At 38.0% G+C, this 11,825-nt stretch carries 11 protein-coding genes; 8 read left to right on the top strand and 3 right to left on the bottom strand.

Annotation, left to right across the window (positions count from 1 at the left end; genetic code table 11):
• The first annotated feature begins 2 nt into the window (after positions 1-2).
• From JI723_RS10625 to alr, 4 genes are all read left to right on the top strand, one after another.
• Complete coding sequence (locus JI723_RS10625; RefSeq protein ID WP_175442538.1) at positions 3-1,127, top strand: ABC transporter permease; 1,125 nt, start codon at positions 3-5, stop codon at positions 1,125-1,127.
• 182 nt (positions 1,128-1,309) lie between these two features.
• Positions 1,310-1,873: an alkyl hydroperoxide reductase subunit C gene (gene ahpC, locus JI723_RS10620; protein WP_070928636.1), complete on the top strand. Its 564-nt coding sequence runs from the start codon at positions 1,310-1,312 to the stop codon at positions 1,871-1,873.
• Between the two features lie 90 nt (positions 1,874-1,963).
• Positions 1,964-3,538: an alkyl hydroperoxide reductase subunit F gene (ahpF, locus tag JI723_RS10615; RefSeq protein ID WP_272579806.1), complete on the top strand. Its 1,575-nt coding sequence runs from the start codon at positions 1,964-1,966 to the stop codon at positions 3,536-3,538.
• Positions 3,539-4,009: 471 nt separating this feature from the next.
• The gene (gene alr / locus JI723_RS10610; RefSeq protein ID WP_337979359.1) at positions 4,010-5,239 is read left to right on the top strand and encodes an alanine racemase; all 1,230 of its coding nucleotides are present in this window, start codon (positions 4,010-4,012) and stop codon (positions 5,237-5,239) included.
• 207 nt (positions 5,240-5,446) lie between these two features.
• Here alr and JI723_RS10605 read toward each other — a convergent pair whose 3' ends face one another.
• Both JI723_RS10605 and pdxR read right to left on the bottom strand, forming a co-directional pair.
• Positions 5,447-6,028, bottom strand: a complete 582-nt coding sequence (locus tag JI723_RS10605; protein WP_337979358.1) for a YebB family permuted papain-like enzyme — start codon at positions 6,026-6,028, stop codon at positions 5,447-5,449.
• A 131-nt stretch (positions 6,029-6,159) separates the two neighbouring features.
• Positions 6,160-7,647: a MocR-like pyridoxine biosynthesis transcription factor PdxR gene (gene pdxR / locus JI723_RS10600; protein WP_070928644.1), complete on the bottom strand. Its 1,488-nt coding sequence runs from the start codon at positions 7,645-7,647 to the stop codon at positions 6,160-6,162.
• A 106-nt stretch (positions 7,648-7,753) separates the two neighbouring features.
• Between pdxR and JI723_RS10595 the strand changes: the two genes are divergently transcribed.
• From JI723_RS10595 to JI723_RS10585, 3 genes are all read left to right on the top strand, one after another.
• Positions 7,754-8,212 (top strand): GNAT family N-acetyltransferase, encoded by a 459-nt coding sequence (locus tag JI723_RS10595; RefSeq protein WP_070928646.1) that lies wholly within the window; start codon positions 7,754-7,756, stop codon positions 8,210-8,212.
• Between the two features lie 413 nt (positions 8,213-8,625).
• The gene (locus JI723_RS10590) at positions 8,626-8,850 is read left to right on the top strand and encodes a hypothetical protein (RefSeq protein ID WP_337979357.1); all 225 of its coding nucleotides are present in this window, start codon (positions 8,626-8,628) and stop codon (positions 8,848-8,850) included.
• Between the two features lie 58 nt (positions 8,851-8,908).
• On the top strand, positions 8,909-9,490 hold the full coding sequence (locus tag JI723_RS10585) for a helix-turn-helix transcriptional regulator (protein ID WP_337979356.1): 582 nt from the start codon (positions 8,909-8,911) through the stop codon (positions 9,488-9,490).
• Between the two features lie 139 nt (positions 9,491-9,629).
• Here JI723_RS10585 and JI723_RS10580 read toward each other — a convergent pair whose 3' ends face one another.
• Positions 9,630-10,178 (bottom strand): NADAR family protein, encoded by a 549-nt coding sequence (locus tag JI723_RS10580; RefSeq protein ID WP_272579810.1) that lies wholly within the window; start codon positions 10,176-10,178, stop codon positions 9,630-9,632.
• A 251-nt stretch (positions 10,179-10,429) separates the two neighbouring features.
• On the opposite strand from JI723_RS10580, the gene JI723_RS10575 reads away from it, so the two are divergent.
• Complete coding sequence (locus JI723_RS10575) at positions 10,430-11,338, top strand: AEC family transporter (protein ID WP_272579811.1); 909 nt, start codon at positions 10,430-10,432, stop codon at positions 11,336-11,338.
• Positions 11,339-11,825: the final 487 nt, after the last annotated feature.

The raw sequence follows: 11,825 nt of genomic DNA, 5'->3' as shown, positions 1-11,825 counted from the left end.
TGATACGTAAGTTACAGAACATATTTCATTTGGGGGTTAAAGAGCTGCGCAGCTTGGGGCGTGATAAAGCGATGATGGCATTGATTGTATTTGCTTTTACTGTATCAATCTATTCATCGGCCACGGTGACGCCGGGTTCACTGCACAATGCCCCAATTGCTGTGGCCGATCAAGATAAATCACAGTTATCTAATCGTATTATTAATAGCTTTTATGCTCCTTATTTTAAGGCGCCTGCTGATATCATTCCTGAACAAATTGATGGTTTGCTTGATAGGGGAACTTACACCTTTGCATTAGATATTCCACCTAATTTTCAAAGAGATGTGCTCGCTGGGCGTCATCCTGAAATTCAGGTCAATATTGATGCAACACGTATGAGCCAAGCTTTTTTGGGCAATAGCTATATTCAAAATATTACCCTTGGTGAAGTAAATGAATTTCTTGCCAAATATCGTAGTAATACAAGTTTGCCGGTAGATCTTGAAGTTCGTATGCGCTTTAACCCAAATTTAACACAATCATGGTTTGGCTCAGTGATGGCGATTATTAACAACATCACGATGCTATCGATTGTATTAACTGGTGCTGCGCTAATCAGAGAACGGGAACATGGTACGGTTGAACACTTGATGGTGATGCCATTAACACCTTTCGAGATCATGCTTTCTAAGATTTGGTCTATGGGGTTAGTGGTATTGATTGCATCAGCGGTTTCATTGTTGTTAGTGGTCAAAACATTACTACAAGTCCCTATTGAAGGTTCAATATTGCTATTTATGTGCGGAGTGGCTTTAAGTTTATTTGCAACCACGTCAATCGGTATTTTTATGGGAACGATCGCGCGTTCAATGCCACAATTTGGTTTATTGATGATCTTAGTCCTGCTGCCTTTAAACATGCTATCGGGTGGGATGACCGCGAGGGAAAGTATGCCTCAATTGGTTCAAGATATTATGTTAACCATGCCAACAACCCATTTTGTTAGTCTTGCACAAGCTATTTTGTACCGAGGTGCTGGTTTCCAAATAGTATGGCCGCAATTTGTTGTGTTATTAATCATCGGTATGGTGTTCTTTTCATTTGCATTAATGCGCTTCCGTAAAACCATTGCCACCATGGCATAACGTATCTAGGTATAAAATGACTAAAAACGCTTGCTGAAATCTATAGCAAGCGTTTTAATGTTATTCCTATCAATAATTAAACAATTATTAGGTATTACCTATCAAATTGATAGTAGCAACTGATTGGATAAAAAGTCTGTAAACCAGTAACTTAATAAGCAACCAAACAGGAGAACGTAAAAATGTCTTTAATTAATACTCAAATCAAACCATTTAAAAACCAAGCGTTTAAAGACGGCAAATTTATCGAAGTTACCGAAAAAGACGTAGCAGGAAAATGGAGCGTATTTTTCTTCTATCCAGCTGACTTTACTTTTGTTTGTCCAACCGAACTTGGTGACGTAGCAGACCACTACGCAGAATTCCAAAAAATGGGTGTTGAGATTTATTCTGTTTCAACTGATACCCACTTTACCCATAAAGCATGGCATGAGAGCTCAGAAACCATCGGTAAAATCAAATACACCATGATTGGTGACCCAACTGGTGCTCTGACTCGTAACTTTGAAAATATGCGTGAAGCAGAAGGTTTGGCTGACCGTGGTACTTTCGTTGTTGACCCACAAGGTATTATCCAAGCAATTGAAATCACTGCTGAAGGTATTGGCCGTGATGCAGCTGACCTGTTACGTAAGGTGAAAGCAGCGCAATACGTTGCTAGCCACCCAGGTGAAGTTTGCCCAGCTAAATGGAAAGAAGGTGAAGCAACACTGTCTCCATCTTTAGATTTAGTCGGTAAGATCTAATTTAAAATAAATTTCGAAAGTAAAAACGATATTCGAAAATGTTTATGTTATCGGGTGCTATGCACCCGATTTTATGACCAAGGGGATCATATGCTCGATAACAATATGCAAGCGCAATTAAAAGCTTACTTAGAAAAATTAACCAAGCCAGTTGAATTAGTGGCGAATTTAGATAGTAGTAATAAATCAAATGAAATCAAACAACTGCTAAATCAAATCGCTACTTTATCAGATAAAATTACTGTTCGCGAAACGCATGATAGCAATGAAAGAACACCATCATTTTTAATCACAAACCCAGGTGTTGATAGTGGACTGCGTTTTGCTGGCTCACCATTGGGTCATGAATTTACCTCTCTTGTGTTGGCATTATTGCAAATTGGTGGTCACCCATCCAAAGAGGCACAAGAACTGTTAGATCAAGTGAAAGCTCTTGAAGGAGAGTTCCACTTTGAGACTTATTATTCACTGTCTTGTCATAATTGCCCTGATGTTGTTCAGGCACTGAACTTAATGGCAGTGTTAAACCCAAATGTTACGCATACAGCCATTGATGGCGCATTATTCCAAAAAGAAATAGATGAACGTAATGTTATGGGCGTACCAGCTGTTTTCCTTAACGGAAAAGAGTTCGGCCAAGGTCGTATGACGCTAAGTGAAATCGTTAATAAAGTGGATAGCAACGCAGATGCTCGTGCAGCAAAAGCATTAACAGAGCGTGAACCGTTTGAAGTATTAATCATCGGAAGTGGTCCTGCGGGTGCATCGGCGGCTATCTATACTGCACGTAAAGGTATTCGCACTGGTGTTATTGGTGAACGCTTTGGTGGGCAAGTCATGGATACTGTTGATATCGAAAACTATATTTCAGTGATCAAAACTGAAGGGGCGATATTTGCAGGAGCATTAAAAAATCACGTTGATGACTATAGTGTTGATGTGATTGATGGGCAATCAGTGACTAAACTGATCCCAGCAGAAAAAGCGGGTGGCTTACATCAAATTGAAACCGCATCAGGCGGCGTGATGAAATCACGTAGCATTATCATCGCAACTGGCGCTCGCTGGCGTAATATGGGGGTACCGGGTGAACAAGAGTATCGCACTAAAGGTGTAACATTCTGCCCACACTGTGATGGCCCATTATTTAAAGGCAAACGCGTTGCGGTGATTGGTGGCGGTAACTCAGGAATTGAAGCTGCGATTGACCTAGCGGGTATTGTTGAGCACGTAACCGTTCTTGAATTTGCACCTGAATTAAAAGCTGATTCTGTATTACAAGACAAAGCTCGTAGTCTGAAAAATGTTGATATTATCGTCAATGCCCAAACTTTAGAAGTGAAGGGTGATGGTACCAAAATGACCAGTCTTGAATACAAAGATCGTACGGATGAAAGTGTTCATTCACTGGATGTTGCAGGTGCATTTGTTCAAATTGGCCTGCTGCCAAACACGAATTGGTTAGGTGATACTGTTGCCCGTAACCGTATGGGTGAGATTGAAGTCGACGCTCGCGGAGAAACCAGTGTGAAAGGTATTTTTGCCGCGGGTGACTGTACTACTGTCCCATATAAACAAATTATTATTTCAGCAGGTGAAGGAGCCAAAGCCGCACTTAGCGCCTTTGATTACCTCATCCGCACAAGTACCAGAACCGCTGAATAGGTGTAATTTACTTTATATTCAGTGAGTTGTAGTCAAAAGGCACTCGGGGGCGAGTGCCTTTTTTTGTCAATATTACACCATTTTCTAGGAGCAAGCAGGCGGAACCATTTATTGTGTGAGGTTAGCTGAAACATGTAGCTAACAATGATTGCTCATCGCACAAACGAATCTAATGTCATTTGTGTGGTAACACGCGAAAATGTGGTGTTCTTTCATGTTATCGCTACCTTTCATTGAATACTTCAGTTCAATATCCTAGCTATTTTGCTCATTGAGTACATTTCCTCTTAACTCATTCAAATCGCGAAGAAAGATTTGTCACGGAATGCAATAACCTCTATATATATAATTCATGCGATAAATAATAAGCTAACTATCAATTGATTGAACAATGCCTATCGCATGTTTTCATCCTATTTAATCAAAAAATGATTTAAGGGTAATTTTAATTTGTTACTTAAGGTAAATGTGATGTCTTTTAAGCTGCGATATCTTGCGTTATTGCCTCTACTTGTCGTGACGGCTTGTCAGCAATCTAGCCATATCAACACCAAAACGAATACAATACCGAATGTTCAGGTACAGCCTGAGGTTGTTAACAACGCTTGGATAGAAATTTCTCGTAGTGCTCTCGAATTTAATATTCAGAAAGTTCAAAACTTGCTAGGGGATAAATCGGCTCTTTGTGCTGTCCTTAAAGGGGATGCATATGGCCACGATTTAACTTTAGTGACACCTATCATGATAGCAAACAATGTCCAATGTATTGGTGTGACAAATAATCAAGAATTACAGACTGTCAGAGAGTTAGGTTTTAAAGGGCGCTTGATGCGTGTGCGTAACGCCACTGAGCAAGAAATGGCGCAAGCAACCCAGTATGATGTTGAAGAGCTAATTGGTAATCTTGAGATGGCGGAACGGCTTAATGCAATCGCTAAGAAACAAGGTAAAACCATAGCGATACATTTAGCTTTAAACTCAGGCGGAATGTCACGTAATGGACTAGAAGTCGGTAATGCCGCTGGTTTAAATGAAGCAAAGCAAATTTCGCTATTACCACAATTGAAAATTGTTGGGATCATGTCTCATTATCCAGAAGAAGATGCTGCGCAAATCAAAGCGGATTTAGCTCGCTTTAACAAACAAGCAAAACAGGTATTAGAGGTTACCGGTTTAGACCGCAAAGATGTCACACTACATGTTGCGAATACCTTTGCAACAATTACGGTTCCTGAATCTTGGTTAGATATGGTTCGTGTAGGTGGTATTTTCTACGGAGATACGGTTGCAACGGATGAATATAAGCGTGTCATGACATTTAAATCAAATATTGCGGCTCTTAATCATTACCCTAAAGGTAATACAGTTGGCTATGATCGCACCTATACATTAAAACGTGATTCCGTGTTAGCAAATATTCCTGTGGGCTATGCTGATGGTTATCGTCGTGTATTTAGTAATGCTGGATTTGCTTTAATTGATGGGCAGCGGGTACCTGTATTAGGGAAGACCTCGATGAATACAGTGATGGTCGATGTTACCGATCTAAAACAAGTAAAACCTGGGGATGAAGTAGTCTTTTTTGGTCAACAAGGTAATGCTGAAATTACGGCAGAACAGGTAGAAGATATTAGTGGTGCATTATTTACTGAAATGTCTATCCTTTGGGGGGCAACTAACCCTCGTATATTAGTCGACTGAGATATTAAGTCGCGATCAATATACTTGTCATAATTTAAGGTGCAGCGTTGTTGAGTAAGCTCATTCGTATTAGCTACAGATTTCTCTATGTTCCTAGCAATTTATGAGCATGTTGCTTAGCTGCACCTTGAAGTATTTAGAGTAGATAATTTACGTATCTATGGCTGTTTTTCGTTCATTTACCACGTTACGGCTTAAAATACTTCATTAGTGAATGTCATCATGACTACGATAGATTAATTCTAATTGAGGGTGGCTCCACAAACTTGCGGGTGTTACTGTTGCTCGTTCCCATGGGATTTGTCCAATAAACCACAATTTCCAAAAATTAAGTTTGGCATTGGGATTTTTACTTAACAATTCTTCGAAGGTTTCAATTTCACCAATTTTAATAGAAAGGGCGGATTGATAAATATCAAATACAAATTTTGAGCAAAATTGCCGAGATGAATTATAGTCAAACCCTGTATGGTAAAATTTATTTAATCTTGAAGGGACTTGTGCGATTAAAGCCGCTTTTTGCTGGTCACTAAGGTGTGTTGATAACCTACGGATACCATAACGGTGATCAGCTGAGCGTTGAATAAAACGGGTTAAAGTCGTCGTGGTTGAGAAGGGAACTCGACTTTCTGCAACTAAATAGTCTTGCCCATTATGGCCAATAATCAAGCCAACATGATTACTCCAACATAAAGAGGCTGAGGCGATTTGGCGAAACAAGGTCGTTCCAATACAGGTAAAGATAATATCGCCAATTTCGAGCTTGCCCAGATCGCTACTATCTATCATCAATACACCTCAAAATTTATCATGAATTTGATTGATACTAGTGCATAGTTAGCTGAGTCAACAATCAGAGCTTGGATGAAAACCGTGTATATTTTGCTTTCGTTTATATTTTGTTAACTTCCAATATTAACTTATATTTTTATTGTGCTTTCCAATAATTGACTCAATGCAATGATATTTTTTGTAATTTCAGATTCAGTATGCGCGGCGTAACCAAATAAAATAGCATTGTTGTTTTGGTTATTTATGCAATAACGAGACAACGGCTGTACGCCAAATTGCAACTGATGACAGGCAGATAAAATAGATTGTAAATTGATATCCGGTTTTAACCAACATACAGCATGGATCCCTGAATCAGTTGGCGTTACTTCAAATATATGGGCTAAATATTGGTTTATTGCGTTAATTAATGTGTGTTGGCGTGAATAGCATATTTTGCGAATTTTTCGTACATGCCGTGCATAATGCCCTTCTTGAATAAATTGTGCTAACGCAGCTTGTTCTAAATACCCCGAATGACTATCACTGTAATATTTTACCATCGTAAAGGGTTCGATCAGTATTTCCGGTACAATTAAAAAACCAAGGCGAAAACCTGGGTACATCATTTTAGAAAATGTGCCTGCATAGATAACACGCTGGTGGGTATCTAATCCTTGAAGTGCTTGAATAGGCTTAGAAAGATAACGGAATTCACTGTTGTAATCATCCTCAAAAATCCATGCATTATTTTGATGTGCCCACTCTAACATCGTTAATCGTCTAGCTAAGCTCAGTGTGGTCCCAAGAGGAAATTGATGTGATGGTGCGGTATAAATCAATTTAGCATCGGGGCAGTGCTCAGCGGCATAATCAATATCCATTCCATCACTGTCAGAGGGAATAGGTGATATTGTTGCTTCAGATGCCGCCAAGATTGCACGAGCACTGTCATAACCAGGATCATCTAGCCAAACGCAATCACCCCGTTGTAACAGTACTTTAGCAGCTAAATTAATCGCTTGTTGAGTTCCATTGACGATAATAACTTGCTCTTCACGGCAGTTGACACCACGTGTAGAACGGACGTAGTCAACTAAGATTTTTCTAAGGGGGAGGTAACCATCAGGGTGATTATAATGTGTAATTTCATGTTTAGATTTTCGCCAAACACGGCCTAAAAGCCTACCCCATAAATCATGAGGAAATTGATCGACGCATCCAATGCCAATATTAAAAAATTGACGTTTATTGGTATTCGGTCGAGAGTTTTCCCATAATGTCGTTAAATGATTGAGTACAGGGCTAAGTTTTAATGCAGAATATTGTGATTTATTGTTGTTTTTGGGATTTGTTGTGAAGCGAATTAATTCATCAGGGATGGTTGTTGCTACATAAGTTCCTGAGCCTTGTTTAGTGACCAAGTAACCTTCATCAGTGAGTCGTTCAAAACCCGCAATCACTGAGTTGCGTGAAATAGACATCATTTCAGCGAAAGCTCGGCTTGATGGCAATTTAATACCAGACGTAAGTCGCCCATCAAGAATGGCATTTCGGATAGTGTGATAAACACTTTCTTTAATGTAGCCCGCTTCTAATAATAAATGCGGAAATTGAGCTTGAGGCTTACGCTTCATAAAAAGTGGATCCTAAATAAATATCAAAAGTGTATCTTATTAAGTACCAGATTGGTATGTAATATAACGCCATTGTTTTTACATGTCTCATTTTAAAGGATATATTATGAATAACAATGTGTTACCTGTTACTGTTCAGTTTGTATCACCAGATCATTATGCTCAATGGTTAGTATATTGGTTACAGTATCAAGAGTTTTATCAGGTTGATTTAAAAGAAGATATTACTTTAAAAACCTGGGAGCGCTTTTTTGATAAGAATGAGCCAATGTATTGTGCTGTAGCTCTCGAAGGAGACAAAGTACTTGGTTTTGTTAATTATCTTTACCATCGTTCAACATGGTCAAAAAATGATTTTTGCTATTTAGAAGATCTTTTTGTCTCTCCTGATGTTCGCGGACGTCAAATAGGCAAACACCTGATTGAATTTGTACAAGATCAGGCTCAAAAACAATCCTGTGGACGTCTATATTGGCATACACAGGAAACAAATTTACGTGGTCAGCGTTTATATGATTGGGTTGCTGAAAAACCAGGGGTGATTGAGTATAGAATGCCGTTGTAATACGGATATTTTTCCCAACTCTTGGGACAAATATAAAGATCGCAAATAAAGCCAGATGATATGTAGCTAATATTTATATTTTTTGTAAATCGATGCTTTAAATTATTCGAAATATAGCTGGATGCATAGAGAATTGTGTAACCAGCGCAAGTTAATGACGTCAAAAATGAATCATGACGATTATATTTGTGGGCTCTTCCCATCCCTGTCGGTTATGTAACGATGGGGTTTTTGTTTGCGCCCAAGTTATCCTTTTGATTAATTTCAGACAAAGTTCAAAGTCTCTTTTTGCTAAGTTATGTTTGTCTGTTATTGAAAAATAACAAATAACAGTTAAACGCAATGAAATAATCAATACCCACGAATGTTGATGAATGTCAACGAATTGGGTAAAGTATAAATACAGGAGGATGATGAAGAGACACCCTAATAAACATATTCAAATGGCTATAGAATATGCTGTCTCAAAAGGCTCGACCTTAGTAGAAGCAGGTCAGAGCTCACATGCATTTTGTCGTTTACGTTGTGGTGACCCAAATAGGGAGCATCAAAATCATCAAATGAGTGTTTGGTCGACACCAAGTAGTCCTGAGAACCATGCTAAACAGATCAAACGGAAGGTTGATAGTTGTATTTGATCATCAGTTGGCTTAGGCGGCTGAAGCCGCCTACTTTAGTAGCGTCAATGAGGGCACAATGACTTTATATAATTTCACATTAATGCTATCAGGTGTAAATATTGACACACCTAGACTTGAAGATGCCCTGTATGAAAGTGGTTGCAGCGATGCATTAGTTTGTTTTTATGGGAAATCTGTTTATTTAGAATTTGACAGGGAATCCCAATCATTAGATAAAGCAATTGAATCAGCGATCGATAATATTGAAATGGCGGGGATTGGGGCAAAAGTTAATTCGGTTGATTCAGCATTAGTTGGTTTAAGTGACATTGCTGAATTAACTCATTTATCGCGACAAGCGATTGCAATGTTAAAAGATGGTACGCGCGGTTCTGGGGATTTTCCTAGCCCAATTCAGCGTATTAAAGGCCAATCACCGCTATGGGATTGGGCTGAAGTGGCAAACTGGCTTCTAAAGAGCGGTCGGCTAGATAGTCATACCGAATTAGTTTCTAATGCCCAGGTTTTAAGCAAGTGGAATTTAGCATTACGAGCAAGTGCTTGTTCTGAATTACAGCAAGTTGAAGCGATTACTAAAAAAATACTCAGTAATCGTAAGAAAAGAACGAATTGTTCAAATATCGAGAGTACCACGTAATAACATTTAATCGTTATTTGCAGAGCAGTTAGACAGTAAAAATATTAAGGGGAGCGAATTAGCTAACAAATAAACCGTTAGATGTCTCGTCTCCTCATACTACTTTTATTGTTAACTCATAATGATGTTTAGAAAGAAATTAGTTATTTTGGGCTTTTAAACGATTACGGACCTCCATTAAAGCAAAACCCAGTAGATTTAAGCCTTTCCATGTTAGTGGGTTTTCAATGTTTTCTGCATCTTCAGCAAGACCAATCCCCCAAATTTTATCTACAGGACTAGCTTCAACAAGAATTCTTTCATTGGTATTAAGCAAAAACTGCAACAACATCTCATTTTGAGAAAACTTCGCAAAGTTAGCGTTAATAACAATATCAAATTTATGCATATCCCAATGTTCTTGTTTAAAGCCACGAACTTCTCTACCAAAGGCTTTCGCTGCTCCTGGGTTTGGTGCATTAATAATTTTTGTTAGTGTTTCTTGGTCATCAAATAACCGAGCTTTTTCTGCCATCATAAAATGTTCGGCGCTAGCAAAACGGTTACCGCTAACAATAAAAGGAGCAGGGTACCATTGGCTAAAACAGCTTTTAGTAACGGTATTTGATTTGGATTGATGTCCCCAAAAAAAGAGGTATTTAAATTTTTTGCCAGCGCGATAGTGTTTACAAAGTGTTTTAATATCCATAATAAAAATTATTCATAGTTAGGTTTATCATTAGGTTATAGAAATAATGACCAGTATACCATCAGAAATTCCCTTAATTGAGAAAGTGTATAATAGATGTAGCAATTTAAAAATGTGAGGAACTAAACACTTTCTACAAAAAACTGACCAGATGAAATATAAAGCCTTTTTTACCTAACCATTACATTTCTTTAATCTTTACAGTTAACTAGTATCATTAATGAAGTTTAGAGAGATTAAAATATAAAAATATGGAACAGGTATTATTAGTTTTATGGCCGTTGTTTGCTTTGATAGCGATGGGTTTTATATTACGTCGCGTATCATTATTTGCTGCTGACTTTTGGCCAAGTGCTGAAAAATTAAACTACTTTATTTTATTTCCAGCTTTACTAATTAACAGTTTGGCGAGTGCACCGCTTGATAACCCTAAATTGCCATATCTTGCCGCCGCAATTTTTTTTATTTTAGGGATAAGCAGCGCATTAGTTCTAGTGACTAAAATATTCTCTAAAATGCCAATACCTCGTTTTGGTGCGCATATTCAAGGTATTACCCGATTTAATACGTATTTGGGGTTAGCTATTGTCGCTGATTTATTTGGTACCGAAGGAATAGCGATTGCTGCAGTTCTTATGGCAATATTGGTACCCAGTTGTAATGTGATAGCCGTATTATCACTAACATCAGGAGCAAAAATTTCCATTAAGCAGCTCATCTTACCTATTATTAAAAATCCATTAATTATCTCGTGTGTGATAGGAATATTACTTAATCTATTACCCATCGGATTACCTTTTGGAACGGACCAATTACTTAAATTACTTGCCGCCGCGAGTTTACCATTAGGGTTAATTTGTATTGGCGCAGCACTACAAACGGCTACACTTAGAATTGAATTTAAACCATTAATGATATCAAGCCTAGTTCGGCTATTAGCGATGCCTGCACTTGCTATTTTTACGGCCAAGTTATTTTCTTTACCAACGCTTGAATCGGTATTATTGGTCATTTTTTTCGCTATACCGACAGCGCCAACAGCTTATATTTTAACACGGCAGCTAAAAGGTGATAGCCAGCTGATGGCAGGGATCATCACACTGCAAACGGTAATGGCAGTAATAACATTACCAGTGATACTCTCTTTAATGTTGGATTAAATTTTTCATTTTTTAGCTAATAATCGTTTTATTGAAGATATAAATAATCGCTAATGTAAGATTATCGTGATCTTTTGCAAAAAAGATACCCTTAGACAAAGATTTCACTTGTTTTATATTTTACATTAGAGATTTAAATATGCATTTAAACATTAATTTAGCATGTATATCACGTCCATCTTTACCTAAGTTAGACATTGGAGTTCCAACTTTAACTGGGTCGACTAATGTTTCAATAGCCGACCAAATAAAGAAAACTAATAACACTTTACTTGGATATCGGGATATTGATGTACGGATTGTTCGTGGAGAGAATGGGAAAGAATATCATTTATCATCAAGTGAAGTTAAGTGGCTTGCTAGAATAACTAGCTATGAAATTAACCGATAAAAGAATTAAGCTTAACCTTACTATTATACATATTTAACAGCGCATTAATTTGGTTTATCTTGTGGCGCTACAGGTTTTATACCTTGTTTGCGGAAT

This window comes from Providencia manganoxydans, assembly GCF_016618195.1.
Lineage (GTDB): Bacteria > Pseudomonadota > Gammaproteobacteria > Enterobacterales > Enterobacteriaceae > Providencia > Providencia manganoxydans.
The sequence above is the reverse complement of the archived record's forward strand: the minus strand, read 5'-3'. Positions and strand labels throughout refer to the sequence as shown.

Coding starts and splice junctions, on each gene's coding strand:
- ahpC (WP_070928636.1), top strand. CDS start 1,310: ATGTCTTTAATTAATACTCAAATCAAACCATTTAAAAACCAAGCGTTT.
- JI723_RS10575 (WP_272579811.1), top strand. CDS start 10,430: ATGGAACAGGTATTATTAGTTTTATGGCCGTTGTTTGCTTTGATAGCG.
- JI723_RS10595 (WP_070928646.1), top strand. CDS start 7,754: ATGAATAACAATGTGTTACCTGTTACTGTTCAGTTTGTATCACCAGAT.
- pdxR (WP_070928644.1), bottom strand. CDS start 7,647: ATGAAGCGTAAGCCTCAAGCTCAATTTCCGCATTTATTATTAGAAGCG.
- JI723_RS10590 (WP_337979357.1), top strand. CDS start 8,626: ATGAAGAGACACCCTAATAAACATATTCAAATGGCTATAGAATATGCT.
- JI723_RS10605 (WP_337979358.1), bottom strand. CDS start 6,028: ATGATAGATAGTAGCGATCTGGGCAAGCTCGAAATTGGCGATATTATC.
- ahpF (WP_272579806.1), top strand. CDS start 1,964: ATGCTCGATAACAATATGCAAGCGCAATTAAAAGCTTACTTAGAAAAA.
- JI723_RS10585 (WP_337979356.1), top strand. CDS start 8,909: ATGACTTTATATAATTTCACATTAATGCTATCAGGTGTAAATATTGAC.
- JI723_RS10580 (WP_272579810.1), bottom strand. CDS start 10,178: ATGGATATTAAAACACTTTGTAAACACTATCGCGCTGGCAAAAAATTT.
- alr (WP_337979359.1), top strand. CDS start 4,010: ATGTCTTTTAAGCTGCGATATCTTGCGTTATTGCCTCTACTTGTCGTG.